Raw genomic sequence first — 19,168 nt, forward strand, 5'->3', positions numbered from 1 at the left:
GCGTCGATGATGTTGGATTTGCCGCAGCCATTGGGGCCGACGATACCGGTCAGCCCCGGTTCGATCCGCAATTCGGTAGCGTCGACGAAGCTCTTGAAGCCGGAAAGCTTGAGCCGCTTTATCTGCATGGCGGCAATCCGGGGCAGCGCGCCGCCCCGGCTTTCCTTCGCTCAGGCGGAGAGGTCAGTCCCCCGCCGCGCAATCAGAGACCCGCTTCCTTGAGATTGGGTTCGAGCGAGGCCCAGTTGGCGGCATTGTCCACCAGCACCCCGTTGATGAGGAAGCTGGGCGTGCCGGTGATCTGATACTGGTTGTTCGCAGCCTCGACACCCTTGGCCAGTTTTTCAGCGGTGGCCGTGTCGGCCAGGCATTGCTTGGCCTGATCTTCGGAAATGCCGCGCTGCTTGGCGAAGTCGATCAGCCCCGCGATCTGCGCAATGGCAACCGGGCGCTGCGCGGGCGACAGTTGCTCCACGCCCTTGAACGCGTCGTCATTGCCCTGAACCTTCTCGAACATCGCACCCTGATTGGCGAAAAACTGTTCGGACAAGGGGTAGAAGACGTCCTTTCCGCCGCAACGGGCGAGCAGCGCGGTGGTCAGGTCGATAGGATCGCGCACATAGGTGCGAAATTCATAGTTCATCTTGCCGGTATCGACGAGCTTGCGGATTTCCGGCGAAGCGGTCTCGGCAAATTCGGCGCAATGGCTGCACGTGAAGGAGCCATATTCCACGAGCTTGAGCTTGGCGTCGGGATTGCCCATCACGAAATTGCCTTCCGGCGTTTCGTTGACCGTGGCCGACCATGTCGTGCCGGCGGGCGCGGGCACGGCGGCGATCGGCGTGCCGCTGGGCTTGGCGGCCTCCTCACTGCTGTTGCAGGCGGCAAGGCTGAGGCTGAGGGCGGCGATGGCAAGACCGGTAAAGGCTTTCACGACGGGCAAGGCTCCGATGATTGGCGAGTGGAAGCGGTGTAGATCAGCGGGCGACAGGGGGCAATGCGGCCTTCACCGTCGCCCAGTTCGAACCGTCAACCTTCGTCCCGTTGATGGTGAAGCCGGGCGTGCCGGTGATCTTCACCTTGGTCCATGCCTCGTCCGTCATCGCCAGCACCTGCTTCATGGATTGCGGGTTGGCGATGCAGGCGTTGAGCTGCGCATTGGTAAAGCCGCGTTTGTTCATCAGCGCATAAAGACCTGTCTTCTGGCCGATATCCTGAAGCGCCGGGATCTGATCGGCGGGCTTTTGCGCGTCGCGGTCGTAGCTTTCGACCTGCGTGATCCAGGTGCTCTGGTTGGCGAAGAGCGCCTCATGATTGCCCATGAACTTGGTTGGCCCGCCGCAGCGCGCCAGCAGCGCGGCGGTCAGGTCATATTTGTCGCGCACCGCGTTACGCACCTCGACCCCGACCTTGCCGCCCTTCACATAATCGGTGCGCAGCGGCGCGCTCGCCTCGCTCACGAAATGCGCGCAGTGCGAGCAAGTGTAGCTGACATATTCCACCAATTTGGTGGGAGCGGCGGGATTGCCCATATAATGGCCGCCGATCGGCGTCATCGTCACGCGGCTGGCCCAGTTGGCAGCGGGCGCTGCGACAAGGGCGGCGGGTAGGGCGAGCAGGCTGAGCGACAGAAGCTTCTTCATGGGGCGCGTCCAAAAAAGGCTGACATAGACAGGGCAGGGTGAACCGCAGCTAAACTAGCTAACCTTGGGCAGGCCGCTGCTGTTGGCGAGACCCTGCGCCAGCGATTCGAGCACCGCGCGCAATTCGGGATCGCCAATGTCGCGCAGCGAATCGCCCAGCTCGACCGGAATGGGCCGAAGATTGCGGGGTGGCGGCCGGCGTTCCGCGCTGACCGAGGCGAGTTGGCCCTGGCGCATCGCGATCTTGGCCACCGCGGCATAGCCGAAAAAGCGGTTCACGCGCTCGATGATGTCGGGCAGGACATGCTGGATCATGGGTCCATGGCCGCTCATCACCGTCAGTTGCAGCGTGCCGCCGGCTTTCTTGCCGACCGGAAACCGAATCGATTCAGGCGCGGACACCGCCGCATAATGTGGGCCGACAATGTCGGTCCAGCGGGTGACGATACTGGACTGGACAAAGCCGAACTTGCGGAAGGCGGCGCGGCCGATGTCGGGCATCAGGTCCGCGATCTGTCGCGGAGCGCCGATGCGCGGGCGTTCTTCGGCAGGTGCTTTGCGCATTTTCATTTTCGGGCTGGCCGGGCGTTCCGTCATGGCCCGCTTAATGGCATAGGGCTGCCATGCGCGTCGAGGGTCGAGAGTCAAAAATCGCGGGTGACCTGCTTGCGCATTATGATGTTCATGCGCGCCGCCTGCCCTGGCGCGCGCCGCCGGGCACCAATGCGAGCGACCCCTATCGCGTCTGGCTGTCCGAAGTGATGCTGCAACAGACGACAGTGGCGGCGGTTGGTCCCTATTTCGCAAAGTTCACCACCAGCTGGCCGACTGTGGAGGAGCTGGCGGCGGCGCAGGATGCGGACGTCATGGCGGCATGGGCGGGGCTTGGTTATTATGCGCGGGCGCGCAATCTGCTTTCCTGCGCGCGGGCGGTGGTGCGCGACCATGATGGACGCTTTCCCGATACCGAGGAGGGGCTGCGCGGCCTGCCAGGCGTGGGCGCCTATACCGCTGCCGCCGTCGCGGCCATCGCCTTTGGCCGGCGGGCGGTGGTGGTGGACGCCAATGTCGAACGGGTGGTGGCGCGCCTGTTTGCCATTGATGCCCCGCTGCCGGCCGCGCGCTCGGCAATGCGCGCCGCCGCCGACCGTGTTACACCGGACGCGCGGGCCGGCGATTTTGCGCAGGCCATGATGGATCTGGGCGCGACCATCTGCACGCCGCGCAAACCGGCCTGCGGCATTTGTCCGCTGCGGCAGGACTGCGCTGCTTTTGCAACTGCCGACCCTGCCGCTTTTCCGGTCAAGGCACCGAAAAAGGTGAAGCCGCACCGGCTGGGCCATGGCTGGTGGATCGAGCGCGACGGCCATGTCTGGCTGGTGCGCCGCCCGGACAAGGGGTTGTTGGGCGGGATGCGCGCACTGCCAAGCTCTGATTGGGGCGCGGCGCCCGAATGGACGCCGCCCGTCGATGCGGCATGGACCAGTCTTGCCGAGCCAGTCAGCCATGTCTTCACCCATTTCTCGCTGGCGCTGGCGCTTCATCGCGCCCATCTGGACGCAGGCATGGAGCCAAATGGGACAGGCGAATGGTGGCCGATCGACCGGATAGGGGAGGCGGGACTGCCCACGTTATTCGCACGCGCAGTGGAAGTGGTTAGGAAGGACGAGGATGCACGGAACGCAAAAGACTGATCGGCCGCTGCCCGGCTTTGTCGGCGGGACGCTGGACCGGGTCGATCATGTCCGCACCAACCCGGTCCTGCTGGGGCAAGCCTTTGCTGATCCTGCCGCGCGTCGGCTGGTGCTAGATGGGTTGGAGCCCGTTGAGGCTGACGGCCATCTGCTGCTGGAGCCGATCGACAGCGGCGCTGTCTTGAACGACCATGTGCTGCTGGGGGTCGATCGGCAGGCGCGGCCAATCTTTGCGCGGCTGGTGAAGGACCTTGGCCCCAATCTAGTGCCCACGCCGCGCAGCCGCGCCATCGCAGGACTGATCCCGGCCGACGAAGTGGCGCTCTATGGCGCGGCGCGCAGCCTGGTGCATTGGCATGCGCGGCACCCCTTTTGTTCGGTCTGCGGCGGCGCGACGCAGGCCGTGAAAGCCGGATGGTCGCGGCGGTGCGAGACGTGCGGCGCGGAGCATTTCCCCCGCACCGACCCCGTCGTCATCATGCTGGCGGAGCATGAGGGGCGCGTGCTGCTGGGCCGGCAGCATAGCTGGCCTGAAGGTCGCTATTCCGCGCTTGCCGGCTTTGTCGAGCCGGGCGAGACGATCGAGGAGGCGGTGGCGCGCGAGATCCATGAGGAGGCGGGCGTACGGGTCCATTCGGTGCGCTATGTGATGAGCCAGCCTTGGCCCTTCCCATCGTCCCTGATGATCGCCTGCGTCGCCCAGGCGCAGGATGATGCCTTGCGGATTGACGAGACCGAGATCGAACATGCTTTCTGGTGCGATGCCGATGGCGTGCGCGCGGCGATGGCTGGCGATTCGGACGCGCCCTTCTTCGCGCCGCCGCAGATGGCCGTCGCTTGGCATCTGCTGGACCATTGGCTGGGGAAGGTTGTTCCCGCCGCCCCAAGCGCGTAAGGCCGGGCCTTCCTTTCCCCCCATCAAGGACTATCTTCCCTCCATGCTCAGCCTAGACGAAGCCCAGTCGCGCGCGCAGGATTTGGTCGATGCAGCGCGCAAGGCGGGCGCGGATGCGGCCGACGCCATCTATGCCTGCAATGCGTCGACCAACGTGTCGGTGCGCTTGGGCGCGCTGGAGGATGTTGAGCGGTCCGAGGGCGAAGACATCGGCCTGCGCGTCTTCATCGGCCAGCGCTCGGCCAGCATTTCCGCGTCCGACATGAATCCTGCAACCTTGGGCACGCTGGTCGAGCGTTGCATTGCGATGGCGCGCGAAGCGCCGGAAGATCCCTATGCGGGCCTGGCACCCGAAGACCGGCTGCTCAAAAAACGCCCGCCCTCGCTCGACCTGACCGACGAGGAGGAGCCGGAACCCGCTGCGCTTCGCGAGCGCGCCTTGATGGCGGAGGATGCGGCGCGCGGCGTGCCGGGCATCACCAACAGCGAAGGCGGCGGCGCATCGAGCGGGCGCAGCCAGGTGGCGCTGGCGACCAGTCACGGCTTTGCCGGCGCCTATGCCGGCACCAACCACGCAACCTGGGCCAGCGTCCTGGCGGGCAGCGGGTCTGACATGCAGCGCGACCATGCCAGCCATTCGGCGCGGCATCTGCGCGATCTTGACCATGCCGACGCCGTAGGCGCGCGGGCCGGGCAACGCGCGGTCGCCCGGCTGAACCCGGTCAAGGTCGGCAGCGGCGTCATGCCGGTAATTTTCGACCCGCGCATCGGGTCAAGCCTGTTGGGTCATCTCATCAGCGGCATCGTCGGTCCGGCCATCGCCCGCCGGTCGAGCTTCCTGCTCGATCAGCTGGGCGAGGCGGTTTTCGATTCCGCCGTCACCATCATCGACGATCCGCTGCGCCCGCGCGGCCTGCGTTCCCGGCCGTTCGATGGTGAGGGCCTGCCGGTCGAACGGCGCGCGCTGATCGAGGATGGCGTGCTGACCGGATGGCTGCTCGACAGCGCATCGGCCCGGCAATTGGGGCTGGAGCCAACGGGACATGCGAGCCGGGGCGGCAGTGGCGCGCCCGGCGCGAGCGTCACTAACGTGTATATGGAAGCAGGGACGACATCGCCGGGCGACCTGCGCTATGACGTGAAGCGCGGCATTTACGTGACCGAACTGATCGGCATGGGCGTCAATCCCGTCACCGGCGATTACAGCCGGGGCGCGTCCGGGTTCCTGATCGAAAATGGCGCGGTCATGAATGCAGTGTCGGAAATCACCATCGCGGGCAACCTCAAGGACATGTTCCGCAGCCTGACGCCAGCGAGCGACCTGTATTTTCGCTATGCCATGAACGTACCCACCATCCGCATCGACGGGATGACCGTTGCCGGGGGCTGAACTTCCCGTACGCGCAATCGTGTCCGCCGTGGCGGATGCGGCCGACCATGGGTTGACCCTGTGGGCCAACGGCGAAACCCGTGTGCGGCAATGGGAAAAAGTGCCCGGCCACCCGGTGTGCGAGGCGGATCTGGCGCTGGACGCGATGCTGCGCGAAAGCCTAACCGCGATCGATCCCACCGCCGGCTGGCTGTCGGAGGAGACGGCCGATACCGTCCATCGGCTTGGCCTGTCGCGCGTGTGGGTGGTCGATCCGATCGATGGCACGCGCGATTATCTGCGCGGGCGGCGTGGCTGGGCCGTATCGGTTGCCCTGGTTGAAGATGGCGCGGTGCGGATCGGCATATTGGCCGCGCCCGCGCGCAACGAATTATGGGTGGCGCAGGCAGGGCGCGGGGCGACGCGCAACGGAAAGGTGCTGAAGGCGGGAACGCGCACGATCCTGCCGGGGGCGCGGGTGCCCGCTGACCAGTTGCCGCGCGCCGACCGGGATCTGGTCGCGGTGGAAAAGCCCAACAGCATCGCGCTGCGCATGGCGCTGGTTGCCGCTGACGAGGCCGATCTGGTCGCGACGGTGCGCTGGGGCAATGAATGGGACGTTGCGGCGGCGGCGCTGATCTGTGAGGAGGCTGGCGCCACCGTCACCGACGCGCTGGGCGATCCGCTGCGTTTCAACCGGCCGCAGCCCACCGCCTTTGGCCTGTTGTGCGCTGCGCCGGGCATTCATGGCGCCGCGCAGGAACGGCTCGCTCCGCGCGCGCAGGAGATATTGGGCCGCGGCTAAAGCTTGCCATATTTCGCTTCAAAGCCCGCGGTGTCGCCAGCCGCGAGATATTTTGCCTGATCCACCCATTGATCGCGGACCGGGCGGCCCTTGAAATTCCCCAGCCGCGCGTCGATGGCGGCAATGTCGGAATCCGTCCAGGCGGCGATCTGCGCATAGCGGCTGACGCCCAGTTCGATCAGCAAGGCCTTGAGCTTGGGGCCAACGCCTTTCAGTCGGAGAAGATCGTCGGGGGCGGCATCATCGGCCGGGGCGGCGATAGCGGGTGAGGCGGGGATCGGTTCGGCGTCGGCCGGCGGGACGTGTTCGGCGATCGGCTCCACCGCCGACCCAGGCTCCACCTTCTCGACGGGCTCGACATTGGCGGCGGGCGCGGGCGACGTCGCCACCGGAGCGGGCGTCGGCGGCACCGTGACGGGATCAGCCACCGGCGGCGCGGCGGCAAGGGGAGCCGTTTCCACAGGCGCGGTCGTGTCCGCCGGGGTTTCCATGTCGGGCTTGCGTTTGCCCGAGAGCAGGAACACCAGGCCGATAAGGACCAACAGCGCGATCAGCAGCCACAGGCCATAGTCCATGAAGAATTCCTGCATCGCGCTACGTCTCCCCTCGGTGTGTCGTTCTGCTATTTAAGGATGCTTTCCGTCGCGCTGCAAGGGTTCACCCCTGTTTCGTTTCGCGATCCACCTCGCGCCAGCCAATGTCGCGGCGGCAGAAGCCGGAGGGAAAGTCGATCGCATCGACGGCGGCATAGGCTGCGGCCTGAGCGGCAGCGACGCTGTTGCCGGTCGCGGTGACGTTGAGCACCCGGCCGCCATTGGCGACGAGCGATCCGTTCCGGTCCGCCGTGCCGGCATGAAAAATCTTGGCGCCTGCCCGCTCGGCGGCGTCCAGACCCGCGATGCGCCCGCCCTTTTCCGGCGTGCCGGGATAACCGTTGGCGGCCATGACGACCGTCAAGGCGGCGCGTTCGGCCAGCGCAACCGGTCCCTGATCGGCCAGCCGACCCTGCGCGACTGCGAGCAGCAGCGCGGCAAGATCGCCATCGAAGCGGCTCATCAGCACCTGGCATTCCGGATCGCCGAAGCGGGCATTATATTCGATCAGCTTGGGCCCAGCCTCGGTCAGCATCAGGCCGGCATAGAGAACCCCCGAATAGGGCATGCCTTCAGCGGCCAAGCTATCGACAGTCGGGCGAATGATCGTGTCGATCACCTGCTGTTCTAGATCGGGCGTCAGGATGCGCGCCGGGCTATAGGCGCCCATCCCGCCGGTATTGGGACCGGTATCGCCATCGCCCACGCGCTTGTGATCTTGGGCGGATCCGAAGGGCAAGATTGCGCTGCCGTCGGTCAGGGCGAAGAAGCTCGCTTCCTCCCCGGTCATGAACTCTTCCAGCACGACTTCCTCGCCAGCCGCGCCAAATGCGCCGGAGAACATCGAATCGAGAGCTTCCAGCGCCTCTTCCCGGCTTTGTGCGATGATGACGCCCTTGCCGGCGGCCAGGCCGTCCGCCTTGATGACGACGGGGAGCGCGAAATCGTCCAGCGCCGCGATCGCGCCATCCTTGCTGGTCACGCGGACATAGGCAGCGGTCGGGATATTTGCGCGCTTGCACAAATCCTTGGTGAAACCCTTTGACCCTTCCAACTGCGCCGCCTTGCGGTTGGGGCCAAAGACGGGAACGCCCATGGTGCGCAGATTGTCTGCCAAGCCGTCAACCAGCGGCGCTTCGGGACCGATCACCACCAGCCCGATCGAATGGCGGATGCAGAAGTCCAAGACCGCGCGATGATCCGCCGCATCAAGGTCGACCAGCGTGGCGTGCTGCGCTATGCCCGGATTGCCGGGCGCGGCATAAAGCGTGTCGAGGCCGGGCGATTGCGCCAGCTTCCACGCCAGCGCATGTTCGCGGCCGCCGCCGCCAAGCAGAAGGATGTTCATGTCGCTCATGTCCCCGGAATATGATGCCTATGACAGTTCGGGCCGCCTGTTAGCCGAGGATCGCGCGGGCGACAACGCGCCGCCGCTCAGCGTCAGCGAATTGTCGGGGATGCTGAAGCGCACGGTGGAGGATCGGTTCGGTCATGTCCGGTTGCGTGGCGAAATTTCGGGGTTCAAGCGTGCGGCGTCGGGGCATCTGTATCTGTGCCTGAAGGATGACAATGCCGTCATCGATGGCGTCATGTGGAAAGGCGGGGCGCAGCGGCTGGCCTTCGCGCCGCAGGACGGGGTGGAGGTGATCGCCACGGGTAAGCTCACCACCTATCCCGGCCGGTCCAAATATCAGATCGTGATCGAGCGGATGGAATTGGCCGGCGAAGGCGCGCTGATGGCGCTGCTGGAGAAGCTCAAGGCCAAGCTGGCGGGGGAAGGGCTCTTCGCGCCGGAGCGCAAGAAGCCATTGCCCTTCCTGCCACGCACCATCGGCGTCGTCACATCGCCCACGGGCGCGGTCATTCGCGACATTCTCCACCGGCTGGCGGATCGCTGTCCGACCCAGGTGCTGCTGTGGCCGGTGCTGGTGCAGGGGCAAGGCGCCGCGGAGCAGGTCGCGCGCGCGGTTCGCGGCTTTTCGGAAATGGCTGGCGATGGTGCGCTGCCCAGGCCGGACCTGGTGATTGTGGCGCGCGGTGGCGGGTCGATCGAGGATCTGTGGAGCTTTAATGAAGAGATCGTCGTGCGTGCGGTCGCGGAATGCAGCATCCCGATCATCTCCGCGGTGGGGCATGAGACCGACACGACGCTGTGCGACTATGCCGCCGATCGGCGCGCGCCCACGCCAACGGCGGCGGCCGAAATGGCGGTGCCGGTGCGCGCGGAATTGCTGGCGGGATTGACGGACATGGGGCTGCGTGCGGGCCGCGCCGTTCGGCGCGGCGCGGCGCAGGCGCGTGAGCGGCTGGACATGCAGGCGCGCTTGATGCCGACGCCCGATACGCTGCTCAGCCCCCAGCGGCAGCGGCTGGACCAGGTGTCGGTCGCCCTGGCGAGTGGTCTGCGTCCACGCCTGGCCGATGCGCGCGCGCATCTGGGGCAGGCGAGCGGCGCGCTGCGCCCCGCGCTGCTGCGCCAGCAACTGGCGCGTGCGGGCGAGCGGCTCGATCGGTTGCGGTTGCGGCCGGAAAATCTGGTCCGGGCGCAGCGCGATTGCGCCACGGCGTTCGACCGCGTCTCGCGGCATTTCGCGTCGCTCAATCCCGATCTGCCGCTGCAACGCGGCTATGCCCGGGTCATGGCTGGCGACCGGCTGGTGCGGTCGGTCGAGGCCGCACGCGCGGCCGAGCAAGTCGTCCTGCACTTCCACGATGGAACCGTGGACGCGGCCGTTGGGCAGGCTGAAGCCTCCGCCGGGATGGCGCCGTCGCCGTCGGCGCGACCCACGCGCAAGCCGCGTGATCCCGCCCATGCACAGCAGGATTTGTTCTCCTGACAGATGAAGAAAGTGTCGTCCCCATGTTGATGTCCAGCCGCGACCGGATCGCCCGGCTTCATTATCTGCCCTACAGCTTTCGCGTGCTAAAGGCCGGCGATCATGTGCTGTGCGCCATGACCGGACAGCCTATCGCCTTGCAGGACCTGCGCTACTGGAGCATCGCCCGGCAGGAGCCCTATGCCAGCGCGCAAGCGTCGGTGGAGGCGGAGCAGAAGGCGGCAGGCGAGCGATGAAGGCGATTGTCCTGGCGGCAATTGTTGGGCTTGCCGGTGGGGCGACGGCGCAACCCATCGCGCCACAAAAGGCGGTATCGCCCGCATTCCGGCTTGAGGGCGCAGCGGTGCAGGGTGGCAGGCTGCTTGGCACGGCGCCCGGTGGAACAGTGGCTTTGACACTCGGCGCCCAGCCGGTGGCGATCGACGCTGGTGGCCGGTTCCTGATCGCCTTCGACCGGGATGCGAAGCCCGACGCCTTGTTGACCGCACGCCTGGCCGACGGACGCGTTCTCACCCAGTCACTGATCGTGGCGCCGCGCGCCTGGCGTCTGGAGCGTATCAACGCGCCGCTGCGTGTGGGCAAAAGCAGCGAAGCCTTTCTCGCGCTGCGCCGCCCCGAACTGGAAGCGATAGCAGCGGCGCGGGCGAAGGTGACGGATGCGCAAGGATGGCGGCAGACATTCATCTGGCCGCGCGTCGGGCGCATTTCCGGCTTTTTCGGCGCACAGCGCATCTATCAGGGCGAGCCGGGGTCCTATCATGGCGGCGTCGATATCGCCGCCGCCACGGGCGAGCCGGTGCGGGCGCCCGCCGATGGCGTGGTGATCCTGGCGGCGATCGACAAGCCCTTCACGCTGGAAGGGCATTTGCTGATGATCGACCATGGCCATGGTCTCAACAGCGCCTTCCTTCACCTGTCACGGATCGACGTGAAGATGGGCGATCATGTGGCGCAGGGGCAACAGATCGGGGCTGTCGGCGCAACGGGCCGCGCAACCGGACCGCATCTGCACTGGGGCATGAAATGGCACGATGCGCGCATCGACCCGTTGTTGATCGCCGGGCCGATGCCGCAGGGGCGCTGATAGAACCTTAGCTGACCCGCTTCATGCGGATGGCGCGTCCGCCTTCCACCTTGCCCATGAAGCTGCCCATGGCCGCACGCTTGATCTCAATCGACTGGCCGACTTTGGGATCGCGACCGGTGACCGCTTCGGTGGTCATCCATTGTGCGCCGTCCTCCAGCCCGATCTGCCATTTGCCATAACCCAGGCTGCGCAGGCTGGCGATCGTCGCCTGAATGTGGCTGACGCCCTCCTCTTCCTTGGCTGCACCGTCATCGTCGCCGCCTCCCAGGAAAGGCAGTTTCGGGAAGGAGAAGCCGAACAGCGTCTTGCGGGTCTTGTTGAGTTCGCCCTTGTCGAGAACCACGACTTCGTCGCGTTGGGAAGCGGTTTCCATAGCGCCGACCTGGCGGTCGAAACAGGCAAGGCGGTCCGCATCAGCGGTGATTGAGCGGCATTGCAGCAAATTGGTGAAAATCTCGGCCTGAGGCGGGCGCGCTTTGGTCGCGGCCAGCCCGGACCCCGTCATCAGCGCCAGCGCCATGACGCCCAGCATCGTCGATCCGCGTTTCATGTCACTCTGTCTCCCTTGCCGTTCGCCGCTGCCATACCATGCCTTTCGCGGAAAATATGCGTCAAGAGAGGGTGGCAACGCGCATACGCTTAGGGGATGACATATTTTAGAACAGCGTTTGACGGGGTGATGTATGAAAGCTGCACTCCGTGACATTTCAATGAAATTATATTGCAACATGATCGTAAAACCGGGGCGCTGCCGCCTTGTTGCAATTATGATACAGCGCTCGCCAAAAGCGGCGATCGGCCTTTTCCCATGCTTTACAGCGCCCTGAAGCCCGCGCAGGTTCCACCAATCCATATGGGGGGATCGCTGTCGGGCACCATATCCCTCCGTACGGGCTACTAGGTGGCAGATAATCTGCCGACTCCAGAGCAAGGGACTGGACCGTGAAGACATTTTCGAAAAGGGCACTGCTGCGTGCCAGCGCCGCACCGGCGATCCTGGGCGCGTCGCTGATCGCCAGCGCCGCCATCGCGCAAGACGCGCCGCAGGCGGCCGAAGCGCCCGCTGCTGGCGACACCATCGTCGTTACGGGTTCGCTGATCCGTAACCCCAATCTTCAGTCGAACCCGGTGCTGACCACAACCGCCGACACGATCGAGCTGAAGCAGAACAACACCGCAGAAGACATTCTGCGTGAAATCCCCGGCATCGTGCCGAGCATCGGTTCGGCGGTGAACAACGGCAATGGTGGCGCTTCGTTCGTCAACCTGCGTGGTCTGGGTTCGAACCGCAACCTCGTGCTGATCGACGGCGACCGTTTGGTTCCTGCCGAACTGAACGGCCGTTTCGACCTTAACAACGTGCCCGTCGCGCTCGTTGAGCGCGTTGACGTTCTGACCGGCGGTGCATCGACCACCTACGGCGCGGACGCCATTTCGGGTGTCGTCAACTTCGTTACGAAGTCTGACTTCTCCGGCCTGGAAGCGAATATCTCGAACCAGATCACCGAAGAGGGCGACGGCAACTACTTCCGCGCCGACCTGACCATGGGCGCCAACTTTGATGACGGCCGCGGTAATGTCGTATTCGCTGTCGGTTACCAGCAATCTGATCCGGTCTATCAGGGCGGTCGCGACTTCTCGTTCGACAATGTCGATTCCTATAGCGGTGTTGCCGGAGGTTCGGGTACGGCGACCCCTTCGCGCTTCACCAATGTGAACGTCACGGGCACCGACAATGGCAACGGCACGCGGCAGATCACCGCTGACGGCACCGCGTTTCGCCCGACCAGCGCCTACGATGCCTTCAACTTCAACCCGTATAATATCTTCCAGACGCCGTTCGAACGTTTCAATATGTTCGGCGCCGCCAAATATGAAGTCAGCGACGCGGTTGAGGTCTATTCGCGCGGTATCTTCTCGAAGAACACCGTCAACACCATCATCGCGCCCTCGGGCTCGTTCGGCATCGCGGTCGATGTTCCGCTCAGCAACCCGTATCTGACGGCTGCTCAGCGCAACGCTTTCTGTGCTCGCGACACCAATCCCGCCGCCGGCGTTTACACGCCACTGTTTACACAGGCCCAGTGCGACGCTGCTGCGCTCGCGACTGATCCCAACGATCCCAACTACCAGACGGTATCGACCGCCTTCTCGCGTCGCGCCGTCGAACTCGGGCCGCGTGTCTCCGACTTCACGACGACCTTCTTTGATTACAAGATTGGCGCGCGTGGCGGCATCACCGATACGATCAACTGGGACGTTTCGGGCGCCTATGGCGAATCGGAGAATATCCAGACCCAGCAGGGCTACTGGCTCAACAGCCGCGTCCGTCAGGCGCTGCTCGCGACCAACACCGAAACCTGCCTGGATGATAGCAATGGTTGCGTTCCTTTGAACGCATTCGGCGGCAATGGTTCCATCACGGACTCGATGAATGCGTTCCTGAATGCCAACAGCCAGATTGTGACCAAGACCTCGCTTGCGCAGGTCAAGGGCTTGATCAATGGCGACTTCGGTTGGACCGTGCCTTGGGCGACCGACGCTGTCGCTTTCGCGCTGGGTGGCGAATATCGCAAATATACCGCCTCGCAGGAATCGGACCTTCTCTCGCAGTCGGGTGACCTCGGTGGCGCGGGTGGTGCGGCGCCGAACATCACCGGCGGCTATGACGTTTACGAAGCCTATGGCGAACTCGTCCTGCCGATCGTTCAGGATCGTCCGTTCTTCGAGGAACTGGTCGTTCAGGGTGGTGTCCGTTATTCCAAGTACAGCATCGATGCCGCTGGTTCGCCCGGCTACGAAACCTGGACCTGGAATGCGGGCGGTACCTGGAGCCCGGTTCGTGCTCTGAAAATCCGCGGCAACTACGCCCGTGCCGTTCGCGCCCCGAACATCGCCGAACTGTTCGCGCCCAACAATACGGGCCTGACCAACCTGGCGGTCGATCCCTGCGCTGGCGACGCGCCGCTCAACAACGCCAATCTGGCTGCGGTCTGCACCGCGCAGGGCGGCGGTGCGTTCCTTGGCCTGATCGAAAATGATCCAGCGGGTCAGATCAACTACACCTCCGGCGGTAATCTGGCGCTGAGCCCGGAAAAGTCGAACAGCTGGAAAATCGGCGCTGTGTTCCAGCCTGATTTCCTGCCCGGCTTCTCGGCAACGGTCGACTATTACAACATCAAGGTCACCGGTGCCATCACCACGCCGACCCCGGGCGATGCGATCAGTGCTTGCTTCGACAATCTGTCGGCGGCGAGCGCAACCAGCGAAGCGTGCACCAGCATTCAGCGTAACCCGGCAACAGGCAACCTGTTCGGTGAATCGTTGACCACTCCGGGCCTGTTCCTGGGTCTGTCGAACCTCGGCACGCTCAAGACGGACGGCGTCGATTTCTCGGTCAACTATGGCCGTGACATCGGCTTTGCCAAGCTGTCGCTCAGCCTGACCGGCAACTGGACGGGCAGCTCGAAGTTCCAGGCGTCGCCGTCTTCGCTGAACCGTGAATGCACCGGCTACTACTCGGTCAACTGCGCCTCCATTCAGCCTGAATGGCAGTTCTCGCAGCGCACCACGCTGGGCTTCGAAACCTTCGATATCTCGCTGCTGTGGCGCTATATCGACTCGGTCAGCTATGAACCCGCCGCCTATGACGACGATCTGGCTGCGGCGATCGGCTTTGGTTGTGAAGACCCAGAAGGTGCGGATCCGGATGGCTGCGTCGTCAATCCGGAATTCCGGAAGATTCCGGCCGAACATTATTTCGACCTGACGGGCCGCTTCCACGTTTCGGACAACATCACGTTGACCCTGACGGCGCAGAACATGTTCAACAACAAGCCCAAGGTTGTTGGTTCCACGCTGGGTTCGACCGCTTACAACAGCGGCAACGTCTATCCGTCGACCTATGACGCGCTGGGTCGTCGTTATGCCGCCGCGGTGAAGTTCCGCTTCTGATCGGCGCATAAGGTAATGAAAGAAAAGGGGCCGGTGGACACACCGGCCCCTTTTTTATGTCGGTAAGACTTCGTTGCCAAAGGCTAGCCGGTGGACATCGCCTACCGGATGAGTGGTTGGGGCAGGGCGACGCATATGCCGGCGCTGTCTGCGACATGGTGCGCCCAGACGACGACCTTTTCCAGTTCCTCCGCATGCAAGGCGACGCCTGACCTGGCATCGGCGGCACGCTTTCCGGGCGCGAAGGCGTCCCCGTTTTTTGCATCCCGGCCGAAGACCGGGCCATTGATAATGGCGGTAATGGCCGATGGATCGAGTTCAAACTCAAAAAACTGACCCAGCGCGTCCAGCGTGTCATAAGGCCGATCCACGAATGTTTCGCTGTCGAGCGTCGCGACGCGTTGCTTCAACGTGTCGGCAAGGCTTTGAAACTGCTGCTGTTGCGCCAACCAGCCGGCGGCTGCTACCTGCAAATCAGTGAGACCCAAAAACGCCTCCGGCGCGATGCCGAGCGCACCTAGCATACCTTCCCTCAGCAATTTGCCAAACAGATCACGGACCCACAGCCGGCCCCACATGCCCTTGCGCGCTATCGAGGCGAGATAGGCCTCAAGCGGCGCATAGAGAAACAAGGCGCGCGCGTCAGGCCGCATCGCCATGATCGCAGGGATGAGTGGATTGACGATGTTCGACGGTTTCACGATCGTCGCCTCGCCTGCCGAAAAAGGCCGCGCAAGCAGGCGCAGCCCTTCGTCCATGACGCGGGCGACCTGGGCGCCGCCACCGCCGCGATGCCGCCAGCCGACGAGGTCGTTCAGGAGCACCGGCTCTTTTAGCCCCATCGAGGTGCCAGGAATGTCAAAAGCAGCGGCAAGAAGGGTCGAGCAGCAGTAAGCGGAGTGGAAGATGAAGTGGATAGGGGACGCTGCCGGCGCATGCTCGACGGCGTCGACCCGGCGCAGGATCAAGGGCTTGTCGCTTCCGAGATATTCGTCGGTCAGGAATGGCATAGCAGCGCGACGCGCGCGCGAGACGTGGCGCAGATGAAAGGCGTCATGCCCAGGGTCATAGCGATGAGCGAGCCATTGCGGGTCATGCATCACAGTCTGGAATGAAGGCGATTGGGTCATGATCAAGGCTTCGCACGCGGACTTGTCCGGAACAAGGGTTGGTGCGCTCAGGGCGGTTGCGCCGGTGAGCGCATCTGATACTCCTATGGAATTAAGGCTGGGGGGCTTTTGATGAAGGAACGTGAGGCGCTTCTACAGCGCGCTGCCGAAGCGCGCAGAGGTGGGCGGACGACAGAGGCGGTTGCGGCGCTGGGCGCAGTCCTGGATGCCTGGCCCGCCGATCCCATGGCGCATAATATGCTGGGTCTGATTGCCTTGGAAAAGGAGCATTATTCCGATGCTTGTTTCCATTTCGCCAAGGCGGCGGAGGCTGATCCCAATGAAGCGGCCCTCTGGATGAATTTGGCTTCGGCCCAGCGCGGCAATGGCCAGGCGGAGGGAGAACGGACCGCCCTGCAACGCGCGATCGATGTCGATCAGCGCAACCTGATGGCGCAGATCCGCATGGCGCAGTTGCAGCAACGACTGGGTGAAAGACAGGCCGCTGCTGATAGTTGGGGCAAGGTCCTGGCGCTGACTGCAGCGATGGGCGATATTCCGCCAGCGCTGTCCGAAACGCTCGACATGGCCCGCTCCTATGTGCGCGAGCATAAAGCGCAATTTGCCGCTCTCATCGAAGCAGGGGTTGCCGAAAATTTATCCGCTGCGCCAGCACTCGGCCAACGACGATTCCAGGCATGCCTCGACCATGAATTTGGCCGCCGTGCCATTTATCAGAATCACTGTTCGGGCCTTCATTATCCCTTTCTTCCCGCTGATGAATTTTTCGATCGTGCTCATTTTCCCTGGATGGAGGCACTTGAACGGCGTACCGACGCCATTCGCGCCGAATTTCTGGCGCTGGTGGCGCAAAATGGCGCCGCTGTAAGGCCTTATGTTCGCCAGGAAGCCGGTACGCCTGAAAACAAGTGGACCGCGCTTGATGGCTCGCTCGACTGGGGGGCATTGTTTCTGTGGGAATATGGGGTGCGCAACGAAGCCATATGCGCAACATGCCCCGAAACCGTAGCGGCTCTGGAAGCGCTTCCCCGCGCGGACATTCCGGGGCGTGCGCCGTCGGCTTTCTTTTCGCTGCTGAAACCGCATAGTCATATTCCAGCGCACACCGGCGTGACGAACACGCGTGCCATCATCCACCTGCCGCTTATCGTGCCACCTGAATGCGGCTTTCGGGTCGGAGGAGAAACACGAAACTGGCGAGAAGGCGAAGCCTTTGCGTTCGACGATACGATCGACCACGAAGCATGGAACAGGAGTGATCATCTGCGCGTGGTGCTGATCTTCGATGTGTGGAACCCGCATTTGTCACTTGAAGAGCAGATGCTATTAAAGCAATTCTACGCAACAGCCGACGCCAGCAGGGGAATGAACCAAGCCAGCGTCTGATTTGCGGCGACCGGCTTAGTTTCGAACCGCGCTGCCTTGTCCAGGGAGATGATTAGTGTCTGTTGTGAAAACTGCGATCGCTTCGGGATTTCTAGCTCTAACCCTAGCTTTTCCGGCGTCGCCAGCTATGGCCGAAGACAAGCCCAAGCTCGATCGCAATGACCCTAACGCCGTCCGCTGCAAGCGATTGAGTGTGACCGGTTCGCTGGTCAGCAGCAAACGCATCTGCAAGACCAACGCTGAGTGGCAGTCAATCGGCGACCAGCAGAACCGGGACGCCGATGACCTGATTACCCGCAGCCGTGCCGGAATGAACCCTAGCGGCTGAGCGAAGCGGCGCGGCGTGCCGCCGCGCCTTGCTCGCATCAGGCCAGGGTCAGCACCAACGCCCCGTCGCCTTCATCCACGCGCACGGTTGACCCGTCGGGTATGTCCCCGCGCAGGATCATGTCGGCCAGCGGGTCCTGCAAGTAGCGCTGGACCGCGCGTTTCAATGGGCGCGCGCCATAGACTGGGTCGTAACCCACCCTGCCGAGCCAGGCCCGCGCGCCATCGGTTAGGTCCAGCGTGATCTTGCGGTCCTTCAGCAGCTTGCCGATGCGGGCGACCTGGATGTCGACGATCGGCGCCATATGGGCGGCGCCCAGCCGGTGGAACAGGATGATCTCGTCCAGCCGGTTCAGGAATTCCGGGCGGAAATGGGCGCGGACAACGTCCATCACCTGATCCTCGACCTTTTCGACCGGGTCGTCATCGCCAAGACCGGCAATATATTGGCTGCCCAGATTCGACGTCAGCACGATGATCGTGTTGGTGAAGTCAACGGTGCGGCCCTGCCCGTCGGTCAGGCGGCCATCGTCCAGCACCTGGAGCAGGATGTTGAACACGTCGCCATGTGCCTTTTCGACCTCGTCGAACAGAACGACCTGATAGGGGCGGCGGCGGACCGCTTCGGTCAGCACGCCGCCTTCCTCATAGCCGACATAGCCCGGAGGCGCGCCGATCAGGCGGGCGACCGAATGCTTCTCCATGAACTCGCTCATGTCGATGCGCACCATCGCGCTGTCATCGTCGAACAGGAAGCTGGCGAGCGCCTTGGTCAGTTCGGTCTTGCCGACGCCCGTCGGTCCAAGGAACAGGAAGGAACCGAGCGGGCGATTGGGGTCCTGTAGCCCTGCGCGGCTGCGGCGCACGGCGGTCGACACGGCCTTGACCGCATCCGCCTGCCCGATGACGCGCTTGCCCAGTTCGCCTTCCATCGCCAGCAGCTTCTCGCGCTCGCCTTCCAGCATGCGGTCGACCGGGATGCCGGTCCAGCGGGACACGACAGCGGCGATATCCTCGCTCGTCACCTCCTCGCGCAGCATCGCGCCGGCCGAGGCGGATTGCGCGTCGGCAAGCCGCTTTTCCAGGTCCGGGATGGTGCCATATTGCAACTCGCCGGCGCGGGCATATTCGCCCGAACGCTGCGCTTGCTCCAGCTGGATGCGCGCGGCGTCCAATTGCTCCTTGAGTTTGGCCTCGCCGGCGATCTTGTCCTTTTCCGCCTGCCAGCGCGTCGTCAGTTCGGCCGACTGCTGCTCCAGATTGGCGAGGTCGCCTTCCAGCGTCGCCAGCCGGTCCTTCGACGCCTGGTCGCTTTCTTTCTTGAGCGCCTCCCGCTCGATCTGGAGCTGCATGATGCGGCGGTCGAGATTTTCGATCTCTTCGGGCTTACTCTCCACTTCCATGCGTATGCGGCTCGCCGCCTCGTCCATCAGGTCGATCGCCTTGTC

General features: G+C 64.0%; 19 protein-coding genes. 10 read left to right on the plus strand and 9 right to left on the minus strand.

Translation table 11 applies throughout. The features are described 5' to 3' along the window. From B2V90_RS23100 to B2V90_RS04220, 4 genes are all read right to left on the minus strand, one after another. Positions 1-128, minus strand: a 128-nt coding sequence (locus tag B2V90_RS23100) for an AAA family ATPase (RefSeq protein ID WP_414711575.1), incomplete at its 3' end; no start/stop codon positions are given. A gap of 74 nt (positions 129-202) precedes the next feature. Continuing rightward, entirely contained in the window at positions 203-934 is a 732-nt protein-coding gene (locus B2V90_RS04210; protein WP_228222281.1) for a DsbA family protein, read from the minus strand. 43 nt (positions 935-977) lie between these two features. Beyond that, positions 978-1,643 (minus strand): thioredoxin domain-containing protein, encoded by a 666-nt coding sequence (locus B2V90_RS04215; protein ID WP_228222282.1) that lies wholly within the window; start codon positions 1,641-1,643, stop codon positions 978-980. Positions 1,644-1,697: 54 nt separating this feature from the next. Continuing rightward, entirely contained in the window at positions 1,698-2,240 is a 543-nt protein-coding gene (locus B2V90_RS04220) for a DUF721 domain-containing protein (RefSeq protein ID WP_009820464.1), read from the minus strand. Between the two features lie 26 nt (positions 2,241-2,266). Between B2V90_RS04220 and B2V90_RS04225 the strand changes: the two genes are divergently transcribed. Genes B2V90_RS04225 through B2V90_RS04240 form a run of 4 tightly spaced genes read left to right on the plus strand, consistent with a single transcriptional unit; the run spans position 2,267 to position 6,406 of the window. Beyond that, a complete protein-coding gene (locus B2V90_RS04225) occupies positions 2,267-3,337 on the plus strand; it encodes an A/G-specific adenine glycosylase (protein ID WP_228222283.1) in 1,071 nt (356 codons plus the stop codon). Further along, complete coding sequence (gene nudC / locus B2V90_RS04230; protein ID WP_228222284.1) at positions 3,315-4,232, plus strand: NAD(+) diphosphatase; 918 nt, start codon at positions 3,315-3,317, stop codon at positions 4,230-4,232. The genes B2V90_RS04225 and nudC overlap by 23 nt, the downstream gene beginning before the upstream one ends. Positions 4,233-4,275: 43 nt before the next feature. Next, complete coding sequence (locus B2V90_RS04235) at positions 4,276-5,622, plus strand: TldD/PmbA family protein (RefSeq protein WP_228222285.1); 1,347 nt, start codon at positions 4,276-4,278, stop codon at positions 5,620-5,622. Continuing rightward, positions 5,609-6,406, plus strand: a complete 798-nt coding sequence (locus B2V90_RS04240) for a 3'(2'),5'-bisphosphate nucleotidase CysQ (protein ID WP_228222286.1) — start codon at positions 5,609-5,611, stop codon at positions 6,404-6,406. The genes B2V90_RS04235 and B2V90_RS04240 overlap by 14 nt, the downstream gene beginning before the upstream one ends. On the opposite strand, the gene B2V90_RS04245 is transcribed toward B2V90_RS04240, so the two are convergent. Further along, positions 6,403-6,996 carry a hypothetical protein gene (locus B2V90_RS04245; protein ID WP_228222287.1) on the minus strand — a complete coding sequence of 198 codons (594 nt, stop codon included), beginning with the start codon at positions 6,994-6,996 and terminating at the stop codon, positions 6,403-6,405. The genes B2V90_RS04240 and B2V90_RS04245 overlap by 4 nt on opposite strands. 67 nt (positions 6,997-7,063) lie before the next feature. Beyond that, positions 7,064-8,347: a phosphoribosylamine--glycine ligase gene (gene purD / locus B2V90_RS04250; RefSeq protein ID WP_228222345.1), complete on the minus strand. Its 1,284-nt coding sequence runs from the start codon at positions 8,345-8,347 to the stop codon at positions 7,064-7,066. A gap of 7 nt (positions 8,348-8,354) precedes the next feature. Between purD and xseA the strand changes: the two genes are divergently transcribed. The 3 genes from xseA to B2V90_RS04265 are packed head-to-tail and all read left to right on the plus strand — an operon-like array spanning position 8,355 to position 10,920. Further along, a complete protein-coding gene (gene xseA / locus B2V90_RS04255; protein ID WP_293919805.1) occupies positions 8,355-9,836 on the plus strand; it encodes an exodeoxyribonuclease VII large subunit in 1,482 nt (493 codons plus the stop codon). 23 nt (positions 9,837-9,859) lie between these two features. Continuing rightward, positions 9,860-10,072, plus strand: a complete 213-nt coding sequence (locus B2V90_RS04260; protein ID WP_009820472.1) for a DUF2093 domain-containing protein — start codon at positions 9,860-9,862, stop codon at positions 10,070-10,072. Beyond that, positions 10,069-10,920 (plus strand): M23 family metallopeptidase, encoded by an 852-nt coding sequence (locus B2V90_RS04265; protein ID WP_228222288.1) that lies wholly within the window; start codon positions 10,069-10,071, stop codon positions 10,918-10,920. Before B2V90_RS04260 ends, B2V90_RS04265 begins: the two co-directional genes overlap by 4 nt. A gap of 7 nt (positions 10,921-10,927) precedes the next feature. On the opposite strand, the gene B2V90_RS04270 is transcribed toward B2V90_RS04265, so the two are convergent. Beyond that, a complete protein-coding gene (locus tag B2V90_RS04270; protein ID WP_228222289.1) occupies positions 10,928-11,473 on the minus strand; it encodes a hypothetical protein in 546 nt (181 codons plus the stop codon). 392 nt (positions 11,474-11,865) lie between these two features. Between B2V90_RS04270 and B2V90_RS04275 the strand changes: the two genes are divergently transcribed. Beyond that, positions 11,866-14,877, plus strand: a complete 3,012-nt coding sequence (locus B2V90_RS04275; protein WP_228222290.1) for a TonB-dependent receptor domain-containing protein — start codon at positions 11,866-11,868, stop codon at positions 14,875-14,877. A gap of 101 nt (positions 14,878-14,978) precedes the next feature. Here B2V90_RS04275 and B2V90_RS04280 read toward each other — a convergent pair whose 3' ends face one another. Beyond that, positions 14,979-16,007, minus strand: a complete 1,029-nt coding sequence (locus tag B2V90_RS04280; RefSeq protein ID WP_228222291.1) for a hypothetical protein — start codon at positions 16,005-16,007, stop codon at positions 14,979-14,981. 111 nt (positions 16,008-16,118) lie between these two features. Between B2V90_RS04280 and B2V90_RS04285 the strand changes: the two genes are divergently transcribed. Next, positions 16,119-17,393: an aspartyl/asparaginyl beta-hydroxylase domain-containing protein gene (locus B2V90_RS04285; protein ID WP_228222292.1), complete on the plus strand. Its 1,275-nt coding sequence runs from the start codon at positions 16,119-16,121 to the stop codon at positions 17,391-17,393. A gap of 127 nt (positions 17,394-17,520) precedes the next feature. Beyond that, positions 17,521-17,721, plus strand: coding sequence for a hypothetical protein (locus B2V90_RS04290; RefSeq protein WP_009820479.1), 201 nt, complete (start codon positions 17,521-17,523; stop codon positions 17,719-17,721). A gap of 37 nt (positions 17,722-17,758) precedes the next feature. Here B2V90_RS04290 and B2V90_RS04295 read toward each other — a convergent pair. After that, the coding region (locus B2V90_RS04295; RefSeq protein ID WP_293919799.1) for an AAA family ATPase at positions 17,759-19,168 on the minus strand (1,410 nt) is incomplete at its 5' end.

It is taken from the genome of Sphingobium sp. UBA5915, from assembly GCF_002431195.1.
Lineage (GTDB): Bacteria > Pseudomonadota > Alphaproteobacteria > Sphingomonadales > Sphingomonadaceae > Sphingobium > Sphingobium soli.

Coding starts and splice junctions, on each gene's coding strand:
- B2V90_RS04225 (WP_228222283.1), top strand. CDS start 2,267: ATGCGCGTCGAGGGTCGAGAGTCAAAAATCGCGGGTGACCTGCTTGCG.
- xseA (WP_293919805.1), top strand. CDS start 8,355: ATGTCCCCGGAATATGATGCCTATGACAGTTCGGGCCGCCTGTTAGCC.
- B2V90_RS04215 (WP_228222282.1), bottom strand. CDS start 1,643: ATGAAGAAGCTTCTGTCGCTCAGCCTGCTCGCCCTACCCGCCGCCCTT.
- B2V90_RS04235 (WP_228222285.1), top strand. CDS start 4,276: ATGCTCAGCCTAGACGAAGCCCAGTCGCGCGCGCAGGATTTGGTCGAT.
- purD (WP_228222345.1), bottom strand. CDS start 8,347: ATGAACATCCTTCTGCTTGGCGGCGGCGGCCGCGAACATGCGCTGGCG.
- B2V90_RS04285 (WP_228222292.1), top strand. CDS start 16,119: ATGAAGGAACGTGAGGCGCTTCTACAGCGCGCTGCCGAAGCGCGCAGA.
- nudC (WP_228222284.1), top strand. CDS start 3,315: ATGCACGGAACGCAAAAGACTGATCGGCCGCTGCCCGGCTTTGTCGGC.
- B2V90_RS04265 (WP_228222288.1), top strand. CDS start 10,069: ATGAAGGCGATTGTCCTGGCGGCAATTGTTGGGCTTGCCGGTGGGGCG.
- B2V90_RS04280 (WP_228222291.1), bottom strand. CDS start 16,007: ATGACCCAATCGCCTTCATTCCAGACTGTGATGCATGACCCGCAATGG.
- B2V90_RS04220 (WP_009820464.1), bottom strand. CDS start 2,240: ATGACGGAACGCCCGGCCAGCCCGAAAATGAAAATGCGCAAAGCACCT.
- B2V90_RS04245 (WP_228222287.1), bottom strand. CDS start 6,996: ATGCAGGAATTCTTCATGGACTATGGCCTGTGGCTGCTGATCGCGCTG.
- B2V90_RS04270 (WP_228222289.1), bottom strand. CDS start 11,473: ATGAAACGCGGATCGACGATGCTGGGCGTCATGGCGCTGGCGCTGATG.
- B2V90_RS04290 (WP_009820479.1), top strand. CDS start 17,521: ATGGCCGAAGACAAGCCCAAGCTCGATCGCAATGACCCTAACGCCGTC.
- B2V90_RS04260 (WP_009820472.1), top strand. CDS start 9,860: ATGTTGATGTCCAGCCGCGACCGGATCGCCCGGCTTCATTATCTGCCC.